Origin of the sequence: Pantoea sp. GM_Pan_4 (genome assembly GCF_026541005.1) — a bacterium.
GTDB classification, from domain to species: domain Bacteria; phylum Pseudomonadota; class Gammaproteobacteria; order Enterobacterales; family Enterobacteriaceae; genus Pantoea; species Pantoea dispersa.
Genome location: NZ_JALNUZ010000003.1, coordinates 286866 through 304318, shown reverse-complemented (window position 1 = coordinate 304318; position 17453 = coordinate 286866). Strand labels below are relative to the sequence as shown.

16 protein-coding genes are annotated in these 17453 nt (G+C 60.5%); 6 read left to right on the top strand and 10 right to left on the bottom strand.

The window, feature by feature from the left end; all coding sequences use genetic code 11:
* Positions 1–38 precede the first annotated feature (38 nt).
* A complete protein-coding gene (locus OXR61_RS10455; protein ID WP_021508955.1) occupies positions 39–1463 on the bottom strand; it encodes a hypothetical protein in 1425 nt (474 codons plus the stop codon).
* A gap of 184 nt (positions 1464–1647) precedes the next feature.
* On the opposite strand from OXR61_RS10455, the gene OXR61_RS10450 reads away from it, so the two are divergent.
* Positions 1648–2535 carry an alpha/beta hydrolase-fold protein gene (locus OXR61_RS10450; RefSeq protein WP_267412038.1) on the top strand — a complete coding sequence of 296 codons (888 nt, stop codon included), beginning with the start codon at positions 1648–1650 and terminating at the stop codon, positions 2533–2535.
* Positions 2536–2543: 8 nt separating this feature from the next.
* Here the strand turns inward: OXR61_RS10450 and OXR61_RS10445 are convergent, their stop codons facing one another.
* Positions 2544–3653, bottom strand: a complete 1110-nt coding sequence (locus OXR61_RS10445; protein WP_031279983.1) for a lactonase family protein — start codon at positions 3651–3653, stop codon at positions 2544–2546.
* Positions 3654–4026: 373 nt separating this feature from the next.
* Between OXR61_RS10445 and OXR61_RS10440 the strand changes: the two genes are divergently transcribed.
* A complete protein-coding gene (locus tag OXR61_RS10440) occupies positions 4027–4665 on the top strand; it encodes a LysE family transporter (protein WP_021508952.1) in 639 nt (212 codons plus the stop codon).
* A gap of 113 nt (positions 4666–4778) precedes the next feature.
* Here the strand turns inward: OXR61_RS10440 and OXR61_RS10435 are convergent, their stop codons facing one another.
* The 4 genes from OXR61_RS10435 to OXR61_RS10420 all read right to left on the bottom strand — a co-directional run bounded on the left by OXR61_RS10435 (position 4779) and on the right by OXR61_RS10420 (position 9992).
* Complete coding sequence (locus tag OXR61_RS10435) at positions 4779–5579, bottom strand: inositol monophosphatase (protein ID WP_021508951.1); 801 nt, start codon at positions 5577–5579, stop codon at positions 4779–4781.
* Between the two features lie 14 nt (positions 5580–5593).
* Positions 5594–6655 carry an ABC transporter ATP-binding protein gene (locus OXR61_RS10430; protein ID WP_021508950.1) on the bottom strand — a complete coding sequence of 354 codons (1062 nt, stop codon included), beginning with the start codon at positions 6653–6655 and terminating at the stop codon, positions 5594–5596.
* The gene (locus OXR61_RS10425) at positions 6652–8874 is read right to left on the bottom strand and encodes an iron ABC transporter permease (RefSeq protein WP_021508949.1); all 2223 of its coding nucleotides are present in this window, start codon (positions 8872–8874) and stop codon (positions 6652–6654) included. Before OXR61_RS10425 ends, OXR61_RS10430 begins: the two co-directional genes overlap by 4 nt.
* 89 nt (positions 8875–8963) lie before the next feature.
* Positions 8964–9992, bottom strand: a complete 1029-nt coding sequence (locus OXR61_RS10420) for an ABC transporter substrate-binding protein (RefSeq protein WP_021508948.1) — start codon at positions 9990–9992, stop codon at positions 8964–8966.
* 217 nt (positions 9993–10209) lie between these two features.
* Here OXR61_RS10420 and OXR61_RS10415 point away from each other — a divergent pair, with 217 nt between their 5' ends.
* The gene (locus OXR61_RS10415) at positions 10210–11244 is read left to right on the top strand and encodes a LacI family DNA-binding transcriptional regulator (RefSeq protein WP_021508947.1); all 1035 of its coding nucleotides are present in this window, start codon (positions 10210–10212) and stop codon (positions 11242–11244) included.
* 1 nt (position 11245) lies between these two features.
* Here OXR61_RS10415 and OXR61_RS10410 read toward each other — a convergent pair whose 3' ends face one another.
* A complete protein-coding gene (locus OXR61_RS10410) occupies positions 11246–12148 on the bottom strand; it encodes a LysR family transcriptional regulator (protein ID WP_021508946.1) in 903 nt (300 codons plus the stop codon).
* A gap of 131 nt (positions 12149–12279) precedes the next feature.
* Here OXR61_RS10410 and OXR61_RS10405 point away from each other — a divergent pair, with 131 nt between their 5' ends.
* Positions 12280–12972 carry an SDR family NAD(P)-dependent oxidoreductase gene (locus OXR61_RS10405; protein ID WP_021508945.1) on the top strand — a complete coding sequence of 231 codons (693 nt, stop codon included), beginning with the start codon at positions 12280–12282 and terminating at the stop codon, positions 12970–12972.
* A gap of 5 nt (positions 12973–12977) precedes the next feature.
* Here OXR61_RS10405 and OXR61_RS10400 read toward each other — a convergent pair whose 3' ends face one another.
* Positions 12978–13907 carry a LysR family transcriptional regulator gene (locus OXR61_RS10400; protein WP_021508944.1) on the bottom strand — a complete coding sequence of 310 codons (930 nt, stop codon included), beginning with the start codon at positions 13905–13907 and terminating at the stop codon, positions 12978–12980.
* Positions 13908–13986: 79 nt separating this feature from the next.
* Here OXR61_RS10400 and OXR61_RS10395 point away from each other — a divergent pair, with 79 nt between their 5' ends.
* Both OXR61_RS10395 and OXR61_RS10390 read left to right on the top strand, forming a co-directional pair.
* The gene (locus OXR61_RS10395; RefSeq protein ID WP_021508943.1) at positions 13987–14808 is read left to right on the top strand and encodes an MBL fold metallo-hydrolase; all 822 of its coding nucleotides are present in this window, start codon (positions 13987–13989) and stop codon (positions 14806–14808) included.
* 3 nt (positions 14809–14811) lie between these two features.
* Positions 14812–16173 carry an amidase gene (locus OXR61_RS10390; RefSeq protein WP_021508942.1) on the top strand — a complete coding sequence of 454 codons (1362 nt, stop codon included), beginning with the start codon at positions 14812–14814 and terminating at the stop codon, positions 16171–16173.
* On the opposite strand, the gene OXR61_RS10385 is transcribed toward OXR61_RS10390, so the two are convergent.
* Both OXR61_RS10385 and OXR61_RS10380 read right to left on the bottom strand, forming a co-directional pair.
* A complete protein-coding gene (locus tag OXR61_RS10385; protein WP_021508941.1) occupies positions 16148–16555 on the bottom strand; it encodes a DUF2000 family protein in 408 nt (135 codons plus the stop codon). The two genes, OXR61_RS10390 and OXR61_RS10385, sit on opposite strands and share 26 nt — an antisense overlap.
* Before the next feature lie 35 nt (positions 16556–16590).
* Entirely contained in the window at positions 16591–17448 is an 858-nt protein-coding gene (locus OXR61_RS10380; RefSeq protein WP_021508940.1) for an AraC family transcriptional regulator, read from the bottom strand.
* Positions 17449–17453: the final 5 nt, after the last annotated feature.

Sequence of the window (17453 nt, the reverse complement as noted above, 5' to 3'; positions counted from 1 at the left end):
GGCTGGCGCAATAAAGTGGGCATTACGCCATCCTGGTATTACGCCTGCGCCAGATACATCGCCGGGGAATAGTGGCGCGTCGATTCACTCTTCTCACTGTGCGGTGTACTGGTACTGTCGATCAGCTTCGCCAGCTGATAGGTCTTCACCGTTTCCTGCTGCGTCAGCTGCCGGGCGAAACGGGCGGTGAGATTGCCCTGCGCATCCTGCGTCACCTCAGTGGTGCTGCGCGTTTCATCGTGAATCTGGTGGTAGTGATAGTTTTGTGATTCTTTGGTTTCATTGAGCGCCAGCGGCGAACTGGCGCTCAGCGCGGTATGAAAACTGGCGTTCAGCTTAAACAGGGTTTCCTGCGTCATGTGCTGCGTATCGCCGTTCTTCTGCTGGCTGCTGCGCTGCGCCACATCCAGAGCGAAAGTATCTTCTTCTTCCGGCTTCAGCGGATTACTGGAGCGCGCCGTCTGGTGATAGCTGGCCGAGAAATCCGCCAGGCCGCTGATGGCACCGGCCTGCGCCGCATGCGCGCCTACGGTGATCGCCTGCGGGGTGCGCATCGCCACGCCGGCCGCCGCGCTGGTGCTGTTTAAGCTCTCGAAACCCTGCTTAAACAGTGCCAGCGCCGCGCGATCGCCGTGACCGCGCGAAGCGGCCTGATCAAATTTCGCGCTCCACTGCGCCAGGGCGCTCTGCTGCTGACCGGCGTTGCTGGCCTGCGCCAGGCTGCGCATGTCCGTCGTCAGTTTGAAACTGGCGTCAGCATTATGGAAACCCAGCCAGCGTGAACCCGGGTCGGCATGCAGATTCAGCGACTGCATCACTTCGCCGCTGCGACGCAGGTCGGTTTTCAGATCAACGCTGGCCAGCTGGTTACTGTCAAAACTGAGCAGGTCACCGACATCCAGTTTACCGTTGCCGTTATCCAGCCCGCTCAGGGTTTTCTCCAGCGCGCCGGAAAGTTTGGCAATTGCCGCAGCTTCGTCATCGTTCAGCTTACCGTGAGTGGTTTTCAGCGCCACCGCTACGCCATCCTGCTGCCGCGTCATCTGCAGGGTGAGGCTAACGCCGGACTGAGTGGTAATCTCCAGCGCCACCGCGCTCTGCGTGTCAGTTTGCGCGCCGCCGCTGGCCGGTACGCTGATGGTGACATCGTCACGCTGCTGCGTCAGTGCGCTCAGCAACGCGCTGCCAATGCCGTTCATGCTGACGCCCGTGCTGCGCAGCGCACCCATCGCCTGCGTCTGCATATCAGGCGAAAGAGGCGTGCTGGCGGTGACGCGCGCCGGCGTCATTTGGTACACCGCAGAGATGGCGTCGGTGGCTTCGCTAAAGGTGACTTTCGCTGAGGCGTCTGCCGTCAGACTATTTTGCCGGGTCGCATTGCTTGCCGTGCTGCTGGTCACGCGTGCGCTGGCGCTGCTGAGATGGAGCTGTGAGAAACTACCCGGTCCGATACCGTTAATCATCCTGACTATCCTCGCTGGTATTATACCGCTACGTTATCGGCGATCCTGACGAAATCTTTACACTTCCGCACGGCGCATGACGGTGCAAAATGGTTGTTGAAATTAATAATCATTATCACTAATCTGTCTGGCGCTTTCGCTGTGACACGGAAGTAATTGACTCGCCAGCTAGTAAGGAAGCGCCATGGTTTATCGCCTTATCATTCCGCTGTTCACCCTGCTGAGCCTGCTGCTCGGTCCCGCTGTCGGTTTCGCCCGGCCTGATATGACGCCGCTCGGACCCAACATTGCCGACAAAGGCTCTGCCTGGTATCGCTTCACTGTAAACACGTTTGATTCCGCTGACGGCCAGCGCCATTACAAAGTGTGGACGGCGGTACCACGTAAACCGGCACCGGCCGCAGGTTACGCGGCGCTGTATATGCTGGATGGCAACGCCGTGATGAACCATCTCAGCGAAGCGCTGTTGCAGAAGCTGGCGGCAGGCAACCCGCCGGTGCTGGTGGCGGTAGGCTATCAGACCCCGCTGCCGTTCGATCTCGCTGCGCGCACGCTGGATTACACCCCGCCACAACAGGTGCAGGATCGTCGCGGCCGGCCAGCCGGCGGCAGCGCCGCATTCCGCCAGCTGCTGGAACAGACTATCGCGCCGCGTGCCGAACGGAATCTGCCGATCAATGCGCAGCAGCGTGCGCTGTGGGGCCACTCTTACGGTGGGCTGTTTGTGCTGGACAGCTATTTAACCTCCGGATTTTTCCAGCGCTATTTTGCCGCCAGTCCTTCCCTGCGCGGCGACGCAACGCTGTTGCAGCAGATGGCGGCGGTGACGCCCGCATCGTTCAAGCAGAAGCAGCTGGTGCTGATGGAAGGCAACGGCGAATTCCGTTCTGGCGTCAGCGATGTGCTGAGCCGGATTCGCACCACCCTCGACGGCATGCAGGAGAACGGCCTGGCGGCTCGCTTCCAGCTGTTTCCCGGGCTCAGTCACGGCCAGATGTTTCCGGCTTCGCTGGAAAGCGCGCTGTCGGCCATGGCGGAAGACGGTGCGCCGTCACGCGCACCGGATGAGTGAAAGGGCAGCTAGTTAAAGAATTTGATGTCGGTTGGCGTTGCCAGCTTCGCCGCCACACCGCGCGCGCTCAGCTTGCCGCTGTGCGCATCAAAATCAAACAGCGTAATGGTGTTGGTAAACACGTTGGTGACATAGAGATGTTTACCGCTGTTATCAAACGCCAGCGCGCGCGGCTCAATACCGTCGGCGGCATAGCGCTGTGGATCTGTCAGGCTGCCATCGGCGGCAATCTTAAACACCAGCAGATGATTGTCAGATCCGCGGTTAGCGGCAATCAGGAATTTACCCTGCGGGCTGAGAATGATGCCGCCACCGCTTTTATAGGCGGCGCTGCTGTTTTGCGTATTCAGCGCCACCTGTGCCTGCCGTTCCAGCCGGTCATCAGTGACGCGGAACACCACGATTTCGCCCGCCATTTCAGTAATCACATAAGCATGTTTACCGTCGGCGGAGAACACCATGTGGCGCGGACCCGCACCTGGCGCAAAGCTTACATCACGGCTGGTATCCGCCTGCAGCGGCTCTCGCCGATCCGCGTGGTAGCGATAGGCATGCAGTTTGTCGTCACCGAGATCGGCCGCATACAGATAGCGGCCATCATGGGTAAAGGTGGTGGAGTGCGCATGGCCGCCATCCTGCCGATCTTTTACCACGCCGCTCCCCTCGCTGAACGCGAAATGCTGGACCTGTTCGCCCAACTTGCCGTCCGACGCAATCGGGAACACCGTTACCCCTGCTCCGCCTTTCGCCACCGAATAGTTGGCGACAAACAGGAATTTGCCGTCCGGGCTGAGAGTGGCGTGCGTCGGCTGCTCGCCGTGGCTGTCGACCTGATTCAGCACCCGCACTGCGCCCTGTTTATCGATCGCCAGCGCGGTAACGGCACCGGCATTCTCTTCATTGGTGGTGTAAGCAAACCGCCCGTCGCGTGATTTAACGATCCACGACGGGCTTTTCATCCTGATCACCTCCAGCGGCTTGAGCGTCCCGTCGCTGTTGACCTGCATGCGATACAAACCTTCACTGGGTCGATCCGGCTTTTGTACCGCAGGGGCATCCGGAATACTGGTCCAGGTGCCGACTAATGCTGTTTGATGATGTTCCGTGTTCTGCGCCATAGCACTCCCCGCCAGCGTCAATAGAGCCAGTGATATTGCCACGGTTAAGTTTGTTGCTAAACCGCCAGTTGCCGGTTTTGGGTATCCACTCATTGTCTTTCCACCATAATCGGAATTTTCACGGGCCTGCGCCCAAACCAGGTTGATTTTTTTGTATTGAAACGGACGTTGTTAACGTCTCGTTAACGACTATAGTGGCATTCCCTGCGCGCAAAGCTGCGCAGGCCGATCGGCTTCACAAATCGGTTTATTTAATTGTGCCTTTGCTAATGGGTCATAGCGTTTGGTTATGGATGGCAGGAAGCAGTGTAAAAAGCCCCGGCACGCATGCTTTAATCTTTCCTTTACCGAACTCAGGGATGGTCACGACGTTATGCTGCCGTTTTCTAATGGTTTTTTATTGAGTTTATCGCTGTGTCTGGATATCGGACTCGCCAACATCGCCATGCTGACGCTGGCGATGCAGCGCGGTTATCTGCACGGTTTCTGGCTGGGCATGGGCACCTGCGTGGGTGATTTAATTTACGCCTTACTGGCGATGGCTGGCATGGCGGTGGTACTGCAGTTTACGCCGGTGCGCTGGTTGCTATGGATTGGCGGCGGCATCTTGCTGCTGTGGTTTGCCGCTAAAATGCTTTACGCCGCGCTGGCCAAAAAAATCGACATTCCCGCGGCTGAAACCCAGCCTTATCGTTCACTGCTGCGCGAATTCCGGCGCGGCATCGTGCTGGCGATGTCGTCCCCGACCGCGATTCTGTGGTTCGCCAGCGTGGGCGGCGCGCTGATAGCGCGCATCGGCCACAGCGATGTGGGCGCGACCTCGTGGTTTCTCAGCGGCTTTTTCCTCGCCGGCGTGGTGTGGACCTGTGTGATCTGCCTGATCGGCAGCATGGGCGGCAAGCTGCTGGGCGAGCGCCTGCTGAAATATTCCTATCTCGCCTCGGCGCTGATTTTCTGTTATTTCGCGGTGTATGTGATTTGGTCGGGATACCGCGAGTTCGTAGCAGTTTAAGTCACCACGGAATCGTTAAAAATCACTGATTATCCCGTTACGACAGCGCAAGCGTTGTAAGGTCGCCCTCCATGGCGACCAGGAAAACGCCGCGCTGCGCTGGAACGCGCCTCTCAAACCCCGGCGATGCGCCGCAGTTCCGCCTGCGCGCCCGGCGCAACCGCCAGCACCTGCGCGCCTTTCAACAGCCGGTCGCCCTCGGTGTTAAACGGGTGATACCAGCCGCCGGCCTCTTTCACCAGACAGTAACCGGCCAGGCAATCCCACGCGTGCATGTAGGGTTCGAAATAGCCCACCACGCGTCCGGCCGCCACCCACGCCAGCATCAGCGCACCAGATCCGATACGGATAAAGTTGCCCCCCGCTGCCAGCAGTGACGCCAGCAAGCGGCCCACCTCTTCCGGGCTGACATAGCTATTGGCACCAAAGCCGGTAACGTGATTTTGCAGCGTACGTGACGGATCCACCTGCAAACGGCGGCCATTCAGCGTTGCGCCCTGGCCGAGCGCGGCGACGTAGCACTCCTGATAGGTCGGCGCAAAGATCACGCCAATCACCGGTACGCCGTCATGCAGCACCGCAACGGAAACGCACCAGTTTGGCATACCGTTGAGGAACGGGCTGGTGCCGTCAATCGGATCGACCACCCAGGTATAGCCTGACGTGCCCGGCTGCAGGCCGTACTCCTCGCCAAGAAAACCGTCGTCAGGGAAGCTGGCGCGAATCTGCTGGTCGATCATCTGTTCCACCTCGCGGTCAGCGCGTGATACCACATCCTGCAGGTCGTGCTTAGTTTCGACCACCAGCGTGTCACGCTGATTGAAGTAGGCCAGCGCCTTCTCCCCGCCCGCCCGCGCGACGCGTTCGGCCAGCAGCAGACGCGATTGCAGCGCGTCATTTTTCGTATCACTCATGCGTTATCCTTAAATTAACCGGCAATCAGGGCCAGACCCTGAGGTTTAAAATCAATCGCCACCCGGGCGGCCAGCGGCAGCTGCTGCTCCATCTGCGCATCGACGATAAACAGCGAGCCCAGTTCCGTGTTGACCTCGTATTCGATGTGATCACCCAGCCAGGTGGCATGCGTCACCTCACCGCGCAGTGCGCCTTCAGCACCGCTGTGCAGGGTAATGAACTGCGGTCTGACCGACAGCTGCGCGGATCCGGTCGCAACGCCGTTACCGCGCACGCGATAGCGCTGCCTGCCGAGTCGCACCAGCGCTTCGCTGCCTTCTACCTGTTCGACTTCGCACGGCAGAATATTGGCTTCGCCCATAAAGTCAGCGATGAACACCGAATTGGGCGCGTGATACAGGCTTTCCGGCGCGCCCTGCTGAGCAATATCGCCCTCTTTCATGACAATAATTTTATCCGACACCGCCAGCGCCTCTTCCTGGTCGTGCGTGACATACACCGCCGTGAAGCCCAGCCGCTGCTGCAAATCACGAATATCGGTGCGCACCCGGCGGCGCAGGCGCTCGTCGAGATTGGAGAGCGGCTCATCCAGCAGCAGTACCTGCGGCTCGAGCACCAGCGCGCGCGCCACCGCAATGCGCTGCTGCTGCCCACCGGAAAGTTCGGACGGCAACCGCTGCCCCTGACTCTCGAGCCCCACCAGCTTTAGCCCTTCGCGCGCACGATCCTGCGCTTCCTTTTTGCTCATGCCGGACGATTGCAGGCCGTACATAATGTTGTCGAGCGCACTCATATGCGGAAACAGCGCGTAGGATTGAAACACCATCGCCACGTCGCGCTCGTTGGCTGGCAGATGCGTCACGTCTTTACCACCAATCAAAATGCGCCCCGAGGTCGGATGCTCCAGGCCGGCCAGCAGGCGCAGCGTGGTGGTTTTGCCGCAGCCGGAAGGCCCCAGTAGCGTCACCAGCGTACCCGGCTCCACCGTCAGCGATAAATCCGGCAGCGCGGTAAAACCGGCAAAGCGTTTTTCGACGTGTTCAAACACCACGGAACCAGCAGTAATCGCGGTCATACGGCACTCTCCTGAGTTAACGAAGGGGAAGCAGGTGGCGCGGCGACGTCCACCGGGCGCGCCACACGGCGCAGGCGACGTTCGCCCACCAGCCACTGGAACACGCCAATGATCAGCAGCATCACCACAATCAGTACTGTCGAATAAGCAATGGCGACGCCGTATTCGCCATTCTCTACCAGCCCGACGATGTAGGACGTCGCCATGTTGTACTGGGCGCTGACAAGGAAGATCACCGCGCTGATCGAAGTAATGGCGCGGACAAAGGCATACACCAGCGCCGCGCTGATCGCCGGTTTCAGCAGTGGCAGCACCACTTTGCGCAGCGTGCGGAAACTGCTGGCACCCAGCGTCAGTGACGCTTCATCAAGGCTTTTATCCAGCTGGCTCATCGCTGCGATACCGCCGCGCACGCCGACTGGCATATTGCGGAACACAAAGCAGGCAATCAGGATCATTGCGGTGCCGGTAATCTCCAGCGGCGGCAGGTTATAGGCCATCACGTAACTGACGCCGATCACCGTGCCGGGAATGGCAAAGCTCAGCATCAGCAGGAACTCAAACGTCTGACGACCGGCAAATTTCTGCCGCACGATGAGCCAGGCGGTCAGCAGGCCCACCACGGCGGTGAGCGGTGCGGCAATCAGGGCAATTTCCAGCGTGGTCCAGAACGAGTTCCACGCCACGCCGCTCCACAGCAGATGACCGTCACTGACGCTGACGCGGAAAGCGCGCACGTAGTGTTCGATGGTCAGCGCATCGTTCAGGCCCCACGACTGCACAAAGCCGCCCACCACAATCATGCCGTAGATCACCAGGGTAAACAGACCCCATGGAATCACCATGCCGTATACGCCGTAGCGCAGCAGACGCGGCAGCTGACCATGTTTGCCGCCGTCGCCCTTGCCGGTCACCGTGGCGAAGTTTTTGCCACCCAGCCACAGCCGCTGCAGCACAAAGGCGGCCAGCGTGAAGCACAGCAGAATCATCGCCAGCACCGCGGCGCGACTCGGATCGTTTTGCGCGCCTACCACCGAGAAGAAAATTTCGGTAGAGAGTACGCCGTGACTGCCGCCCAGCACCATCGGATTACCAAAATCGGCCATGCTTTCGATGAAGCTGATTAAAAAGGCATTAGCCAGACCCGGCGCCATCAGTGGCAGCGAAACGCGGCTGAAGGTGCGCCAGCGGTTAGCGCGCAGCGTTTGCGACGCCTCTTCCAGCGACGGACTGACGCCTTCCACTACGCCAATCAGCACCAGAAAGGCAATCGGCGTGAACGACAGCACCTGAGCAATCCAGATACCGGTCAGGCCATACAGCCAGCGGCCGGGCTCGATGCCAAACAGCGCCGCCAGATGCTCCGTCACTACGCCCGAGCGACCGAACAGCAAAATCAGCGCCAGACCAATCACGAACGGTGGCGTGATGATTGGCAGAATAGTCAGCATGCGCAGCGCTTTTTTGCAGGGCAGCGGCGTGCGCGTTGCCGCCAGGGCAAAGGCCAGACCCAGCAGCGTCGAACCGCTGGCAGTCATCAGCGCCAGCCACAGCGTGCGCCAGGCGGTGCCGCAGGTGCCGCCTTTCAGACAGGCAAGGCTCCAGATCGACGGATCCTGTAAATTGCTGATCAAACCGTCCGGTTTGAAACTGCCGTCAACGTCCTGCACCGACACCACAAACATGCTGAGCACCGGATAGAGTACGAAGATGCTGACCAGCGCAGTCAGCAGCACCAGCGACGCCACCACAAAGGCATCGCCTTTCAGCACGCCGCGTTCGGCCAGCGCAAACGAGAACAGCAGCAAAAATACGGTCAGCAGCAGGAGCGCGCCAGCGCCCATCGCTGGCTGCCCCTGCGGCAGCGCGCCGAAGCGGTTTTCCAGCCACAGCCAGCTCCAGCCGCTGTAACCAATCGCGTGCCCTTCCACAATCAGGAAGATCACGCCCAGCGCGCTGAACAGCAGCAGCAACCGGCTGCGTGCGCTGCCGGGCAGTAAACCGCAGGCGGCGCACAGCGCCAGCAACGCCACGGCGATCGCCAGCCATGGATGGCTGCCGATCTGCCACAGTGCCGGCGCGCTGGCTTCATCACGCCACAGGTTAAGCAGCCAGCCGCTATCGAAAAAGCCTGCTTCCAGGCTGTACCACGGCAGCAGCAACAGCGCGACGGCGCCCAGCAGCAGCGCGCCTGTCAGACGGCGATTATTTGCGTTCATGTGTCACCTCAATGCGGGATCATCGCGCCATCCTTAGCGCTGTCGGAACCGGTATGCCGCCGTCAACGGCAGCGTCCGGCGATGCGGCATTACTGCGCGCTGGCGCCGATCTCTTTATCCCAGCGGCTCAGCAGCGCTTTACGTTTGGCGGAATCGCCGTAGGTTTTGAAGTCATAATCGATCAGTTTGATGTTCTCGAAGCGCGGCGCGTATTCGGAGATCTCTGCGTTGCGGTTTGACGGCAGCTGGAAGGATTTGGCCTCTTTCATGTGCGACTGCGCTTCGGCGCTAAGCGCCCAGTCGTACCACACTTTGGCATTGGCCAGATTGCGTGCCCCTTTGACGATCGACATTGAGCCAATCTCATAGCCGGTACCTTCACAGGGCGCCACGGTTTTGATCGGGAAGCCGTCGACTTCCATCGCCACCGCGTCGTGCATAAACACGATGCCCACGGTGGTTTCGCCGCGCGCCGCCGCCTTCACCGGTGCCGAGCCGGATTTGGTGTACTGGGAAATGTTGGCGTTGAGCTTTTTCAGGTAATCGAACGCTTTGTCCTCGCCCATGATCTGCACCAGCGTCGCCAGGGTGTTATAGGCGGTGCCAGACGAGTTCGGATTGGCAATCTGAATTTCGCCTTTGAAGGCCGGATCGAGCAAATCAGCCCAGCAGGCTGGCGCTTTGAGCTTTTTATCCGCCAGCAGTTTGGTGTTGTAGCCCCAGCCGAGCGCACCGGCATAAATCCCCACCGTACGGTAACCTGAGTTTTCCGCCTGCTTCTGCGCCCAGTCCTGCTGCTGGTCGAGCAGCGGCGATTTATACGGCTGCGTCAGCCCCTCTTCCGCCGCCTGCATATGCGGATCGCCGGTGCCGGCCCACCAGATGTCGGTGCGCGGGTTACGCGCTTCGCTGCGCAGGCGGGCATAGGCTTCACCCGCTGACAGGCGCACCATGCTGACTTTAATATCCGGATGTGCCTGGCTGAAAATGCGCGTCATGTGTTCGCACACCACCACGTCCGCCGAGCAGACCATATTGAGATTGCCAGCGGCCGTCGCGGCAAACGGCAGCGCAGTACAACTGAGGGACAGCGCGATGGCCAGTGAGGTGTAGCGCATGATGTTCTCCTTGGTTGGCAGGGTTCCGTGCTTAACAGAGGTTTTTATTTGCACGTGTGTGCAAATTAGTAATGAACAGAAAATAGCCTGTCAAATAGCGCAATCTGCAATTGACAGGCTGTGTCACAAAAATGCAACAAATGTGATCGCAGACAAATTGCACAGCTTTGCAATTTACGGCAGACTGCTTTTCAGCCGTAATTGTGAGGAGGTGAAGATGCAGAATGACAAAGCCGGGGTGAGCGCACAGGATGTGGCGGATCGGGCGGGCGTGTCGCGCTCGGCGGTGTCGCGCGCCTTTACGCCCGGTGCCAGCGTTTCTGCAGCCACGCGTGCCCGGGTGATGAAAGCGGCGCAGGAGCTGGGCTATCACGTTAACCACCTGGCGCGCGGGCTGGTGCGCAACCGCAGCGGCATCGTCTGTCTGATCGTCTCGGAAATCGCCACGCCTTACCGCGCAACGCTGGTGCGCTGGCTGACACAGTTTTTACAGGAAGCGGGCAAAGTGGCGATGCTGATAAATACCGATCGTTCCGACAACAGCGTCTCCGCCGCGCTGCTGCAGGCGATCAATTTTCGCGCCGATGCCTCCATCATCCTTTCCGGCATGCCGGATCGCACCATCACCCGCCAGTGCTATCAGCACGGTCAGCGCATCATCCTGATCAACCGCGACGAAGCGCTGCCGGGATCGCTCAGCATCAACCTCGACGCGCAGGCAGCGGCCGAAACGGCGGTGATGGCGTTTCAGCGCGCCGGCTGCCGTCAGCTGGCGTTCGCCAATTCGCTGGCCGGTACGCCGAGCCTGATCAAACGTGAAGCGGCGTTTATCGCCGTGGCGGAGCGCGCCGGACTGAAGGTCAGCGTGGAGCGATTCGGCACCACCTCGTATGAGAGCGGTCAGATTCTGGCGCATCGCCTGCTGACGCGTCATCAGCGCCCGGACGCGGTGTTCTGCGTCACCGACCTGATGGCCTGCGGTTTCATGGATGAAGCGCGCCACCGTTTCCAGCTGCGCGTACCGGAGGATTTGTGCCTGATCGGCTACGACAACATCGCGCAGGCTGGCTGGTCCTCTTACAATCTCACCACCTTCGCCCAGCCGGTGGAGCGCTTTGCCCGCGACGCCATCGCGTGGCTGACGCAGACCGAGCAGGCGGAGAGTGGTTTTACGCCGCAGAGTGAGCAGCAGCACGACACGCTACTGTATCAGGCTGATGTGGTATGGCGCGGATCGGTGCGCGGCGGCTGATCTAAGCGCGGCATACCTGCCGCACCGTGTCACGCAACCAGCGGTGTGCGGCATCCTGCTCCAGCCGCGGATGCCATAGCTGTGACACTGTCACCTCTGGTGTGGCAAACGGTAATTCGAACATCGCAAACGCCGGATTATCTTTGATTAGCGGATGGTGCAGGCACAGCGTATGCGGCACCAGCGCCAGCCAGTCGCTGTGCAGCGTGAGCGCGACGGCAGTGGAAAAAGCGGGTACCACGGCCGCCACCTGGCGGGTAAAACCGGCGGCGAGCAGCGCCTCATGCACCGGTCCGCCCAGCTCACCGCGCCTTGACGCCACGATGTGACCATATGCGGCCAGCTGCGCCAACGTCACGTCCGCGAGTAACGGATGCCCGGCGCGCACCACGCCGACGAAGCGATCGCGAAACAGCGCCTGCAGCCGAATCTCCGGTCCCATATTGCCCAGTACGCCAATCTCAAGATCGACGTCGCCGCTGCGCAGCGGTCGATCATTTTTTTCTGCTTTCGGCATGAAGCGCAGCTGCACGCCGGGCGCCTGTGCGCGGACTGCGGCGATCAGCGCGCTGCCAAACGCTTCGACAAATCCTTCGTTGGTACGCAGCGTGAAGTGGCGCTGCAGCTCAGCGGCAGCAAAGCGTTGCGCGGGTGGACTCAGCAGCGCCTGCGTGTCCTGTAAAGTGGCATGCACCTGGCTGCGCAGCGCTTCGGCGTGTGGCGTCAGCACCATCGCGCGCCCGGCGCGCACCAGTAGCGCATCGCCGGTGGCGGCACGCAGTCGCCCCAGCGTGCGGCTCATTGCTGACTCGCTCAGCCCCAGGCGACGCGCAGCGCCCACTACGCTGCCTTCACTGAGCAGCGCGTCCAGCGCAGGAAGTAAATTCAAATCGATGGTATTCATCGCATCATCCTTATCGATTAAGCGCCATCTGGCAAGGCGTTTGCTGCAGGTTATCTATGCAGATGCTGCGCGTTCCGCCTGTTGTCACGCAAGGGTAGACTTTTCACTCACCCCAAAACCAGGAGAGGGTCATGAACAAAGCTTCCCGTGCTTTATTGATTGGTGCTTCACGCGGCCTCGGCTTCGCGCTGGCGGAGAATATGCTGCAGCGTGGCTATCAGGTGGTGGCGACCGGACGCCAGCACTCCCTTCACGCGCTGCAACAGCTGGCGCAGCGCTACCCGCAGCAGCTGACGGTGGAGAGCGTGGACATCACCGTGCCAGCAGAGGTCAACGCCCTGCATCTGCGGCTAAGCGGCCAGCAGTTCGATCTGCTGCTGGTCAACGCGGGCGTGAAAAATGACGATCGCGAAACCCTTGCCGATGTGTCGACGGAAGAGTTTATTCGCGTAATGGTAACCAACGCGCTGAGCCCGCTGCGCGTGCTGGAAACCTTCAGAAACAACGTCAGCGCGCATGGCACGCTGGCGGTGATGTCCTCCGGCCAGGGCAGTCTCACCAACAACACCCATGGCAACTACGAGGTGTATCGCGGCAGTAAAGCGGCGCTGAATATGTTTATGCGCAGCTTTGCCGCGCGTCACGACGATGCACGCACGCTACTGCTGCTGGCCCCCGGCTGGGTGCGCACCGACATGGGTGGTGCCGGGGCGCGACTGAGCATTGATGAGAGCATCCCGAATCTGCTCAACACGGTGGAAAGCCAGACCGGACGTGGCGGCCTGCACTATCTCGATTACCTCGGCCGCGTAGTGCCGTGGTAAGCGTTTCACGCCAGCTTGCGTTCGATCAGCTGACGCAGCGTGGCGCGCAGCCAGCGGTGCGCCGGGTCTTCGGCCCGGGCGTTATGCCACAGCAGCGAAAGTGCATAATCCGGCATGCCGATCGGCACCGCCGCCGTACTCAGCGCATAGCGCTGTTGCCATGCCTGCACCAGTCCCTGCGGAACGGTCGCGAACAGCGGCAGACGCTGCAACATTAGCGGTAACACCGAGAAGTGCGGCGTGACATAACGCACGCGGCGCGTCAGCCCCTCGCGGGCTAACGCGGCGTCCAGCGCACTTTCACTCACGCCGCGATAGGAGACCAGCGCATGCTGATACTGCACGAACTGCGCCAGCGTCAGCGGTGGCGCAAGGTCAATTTGTCCACGATGCCATACCGTGCGGAAGCCGGCGCGCGCAATGTGCTCCCGCGTGAGATCGTGACTGGTTTCCTCTCCGACGGTCACCACCACGTCAGCCTGCTGCTGCTCCATCAGCGGAATGGCCTGCCACGGATCGGCAGCCACCACCCGGATATCAATATTTGGGGCCGAGGCGGCCAGCTGCAGCAGTAAATCGGGCATCAGCCAGTGCTCAAGCCAGTCGCTCATGCCGAGCGTAAAACTGCGGCTATCGTGCGCGGCATCAAAGCGATCGGCAGTGAAAATAACGCGATGGACGCTCTGCAGCAGCGGTGCGATCTGGCGCACCAGCTGCTCTGCGCGCGGTGTGGGCGTCATGCCTTGCGAGGAACGCACGAACAGCGCATCGTCAAACATTGCCCGCAGTCTTTTTAATGCCGCGCTGACCGCCGGCTGCCCCAGATAAAGCCGGTTTGCCGCCTGAGTTACGCTGCGCACGTCATAAATGACCAGCAGCACAATCAATAAGTTAAGGTCGATTTTGCTGAAATCATTTTCATTGATGCTTTTCATGATTTTAATCGATTTAAATAATGAAACAGCCCTCAGTATAGTGACCTGCAGTAACAGGCACCACGCTTTAGGAGGCAATATGACCCTGCACATAGGTGAATGCAGCATTGATAAAGTGATCGAGCAGACCAGCTCACTCCCCTTCGCTGCGCTGTTTCCGGCACACCGCGAGACGATGGGCGACACGCTGGCACAGCAGCCAGCAGAGCTATCCATCCATAGCTGGGTGGTGCGCACCGCTCGCGACACCATCGTGATTGATACCGCAACGGGCAATGGCCGTAACCGCGATAACAAGCCGCTGTTTCACCAGCTGCAAACCGCGTGGCCGCAACGTCTGGCCGAAGCGGGCGTCGACCCTGATGAAGTGACGCTGGTGCTGATGACGCATATCCACACCGATCACGTCGGCTGGAATACCTGCTGGCGCGCTGGCCGCTGGCAGCCGATGTTTCGTCATGCGCGTTACATCTGTTCAGCGCGTGAACTGGCACAGTGCCGCAGCACGCCGTCGATGCAGGCGCTGTATCACGATAGCCTTGCGCCGCTGCTGGCGAGCGGCCAGCTGGAAACCATTGATGTGCAGCACTCCCCGCTGTTTGCCGGTGTGCTGCGCTATATGCCGACGCCGGGCCACAGCGTCGATCACGCTTCAATTGTGCTGCAAAGCGCCGGTGCCCACGCGGTATTTAGCGGTGATGTGATGCATCATCCAGTTCAGTTTGCACATCCGCAATGGAACTCAGTTTTTTGTGAGGATTTACCACGCGCCGTAACGTCACGTCAGTTACTGATAGACTGGTGCATCAGCCATCAGGCACTCTGGTGCAGCTCACACTTTGCCGGCAGTTCGTGCGGCCGGGTTTCGCCAGAGCGGCAATGGATTCCTGTGGAGGCCTGAACCATGCAATACGCTGATTACCTCACCGCGTCGCTGGGGGATATGCAACAGGCGCTGGCCCAGCGCCGGGTGAGCGCACGCCAGCTCACCACATTTGCGCTGCAGCGCATTGCTGACGTGGATCAGCCGCGCTACAACGCCATCAGCTGGCTGTTTGCCGATGACGCGCTGGCTGCGGCCGCTGCCAGCGATGCCGCACGGCAGCAGAATGCGCCAGTTGGCCCACTGGCCGGTATTCCGCTGCTGATTAAAGACAACATTGAAGTCAAAGGCTGGCCGACCAGTGCCGGTTCGGCGCTGCTGCGCGATGTGATTGCCAGCGAGGATGCACCGCTGGTTACGGCTCTGCGTCAGGCTGGCGCAATCCTCATCGGCAAAACCACCATGCATGAACTGGCAGCAGGCATCACCGGCGCGTCGTCGCTGAGTGGCTTCACCCATAATGCCTGGCAGCAAGGCCGTTCTCCGGGAGGTTCAAGCAGCGGTTCAGCCGTGGCGGTGGCCGCAGGCTTCGTGCCGCTGGCGATAGGCAGTGATACCGCCGGTTCGGTGCGCATTCCGGCCGCGTTTAATGGCCTGTTCGGCTTACGTATGACGCGCGGTGCACTGAGCAGCGCTGGCATCGTGCCGCTGTCGCCCACCCAGGATATCCCCGGACCGCTGGTGCGCCACGCGGCTGATTTGCGGCTGATCAGTGAAATACTCACGGGCCAGCGTTTTTCCCGTCCCGACCGGCCGTTGCGCATCGGCATCTGGCAGGAAGGATTTGCCGCAGAGGAAACGGAGATTAACCAGGCGGTGCAGGACGCTGTGGCGCCGTTTCAGCCGCGCATGCTGAGCTGGCCGCAGCTGGAGACGCTGGCGGCGGAAGCCAATATTATTGCCTATGAATTTGCTGACGCGCTGGCCGCCTGGCTGGCGGATAAATCGCAGGCACCGCTGCGCACGCTGGCGGCGATTGCCGCGTCAGGACGCTATCATCCCCAGCTGGAGGCCACCTTCAAAATCCGCGCGCAGCATCCCGGCATGCAGAGTGACGGCTATCGCGAGGTGCAGCTGCGCCAGCAGAGACTGTATCAGCAACTGGCGCAGTTTTTTCAGCAGCAGCAGATCGACCTGCTCGCTTATCCGGTAGTCCGCCATCCGCCAGTGAAGCATGGCGAGTTACAGCCTGGCAGCAACGCGCTGATCTCAGCCGTCACCGGCGCACCGGCAATCAGCATTCCGGTCGGCCTGAGTACGGAAGGGTTACCCATCGGCCTGGAGCTTCTGGCGCTGCGCGAGCGGGAAGATGTGCTGTTAATGGCGGCAGAACAGATTGAACAGGCGCACCCGCCGTTCAACTGTGCAGCGCCAGCCCTTTGATGGCTTTATCCACCGCCTTTTTCGGGCCGCGCAGCGCGATGCCCACCAGGTTGAGATTATCGGCGTCTTCGGCCAGAAACACCGCGCGGTTGGCGGCATCGTGGCCGGTGGAAAACATCGCTTCGACGTAGGGAATCAGCGTTAACTCGCGCTCCACGCCCTGGCGATGCGCCCGTTGCAGGCCGGCTAAATCGGCGGCAAACACAAGCATCGGCTGGCCGGCCATGTTGCCGTACTGACGACCGAGCGCGTCGACGTAGGGTTCACCCATCATCTCCGGCGCGGCTGCCGCAATGCCGGTCGCCAGAAAAGCCACCACATTCAGGCGCTGCCAGGTGGCTAAATCATCACGTACGATCAGGGCAATTTTGGTATCAAACATCTGTCAGAACTCTCCGGTGAGGATTAAAAATCCCATCATCGGATAGCCGGCAGAGAGCGGTATAGAACGTTTGTGCACTGGCGCTGATAGGCGGCGGGCGTCAGGCGATAAGCACGCTGGAACCAGCGGCCAAGATGGCTTTGGTCGGCAAAGCCCACCTGCGCTGCGACCTGCACTGGCTCAACGCCCTGTGCCAGCAGCGCACGCGCGCTACGCAGCCGCAGCCGTACCAGATAAGCGTGCGGCGACTGGCCAAACGCCTGCTTAAACTGGCGCGTCAGGCGGAAACGATCGATGCCGGACAAGCGCGACAGATCGTCCAGCCCGATGTCCTGCGACATAAAATCGTGCAGATAGTCACGCAGCAGATGCATCTGCCGCTGGGCGTCACTGAGCTGCACGCCGGGTTTATTTTCCAGATGCCGGGACAGCAGTGTGAGCAGATGATCCAGGCTCTGATCGCGCGCCAGTCGCCCTTCCCGCTGATGCACTGCAAACCATGCCTGCTGAATCGCACTGGCCAGCTGCGCATCATCGGTGAGCGTGGAGCGAAACGCCCCCTGAATATTCGCCACATCGCCCAGCCCGCGGCGCTGCATCATCTCCGCCACCCAGGGTTGCGGCAGATAAAGCATCACATAGGTAAAACCGGCGGCATCAGGCGCGTGACCATCGTGTACCGCGCCCGGCTCAATCAGAATAGCGCGACCCGGCGTGCTGGTGTGCAGCGCGCGGTGACAGTTAAAGCGCTGCAGCCCCTGCTGCGTCACGCCGACCAGCAATTCGTCGTGGTCATGCGGATCGTAAGCGTGGCCGCAGAAGTGCGCGTTAACACTTTCAATGCCCGTCTCTTCATCGCGACGGAAATCAACCCAATCGTTGGTAGCTGACATAGCGA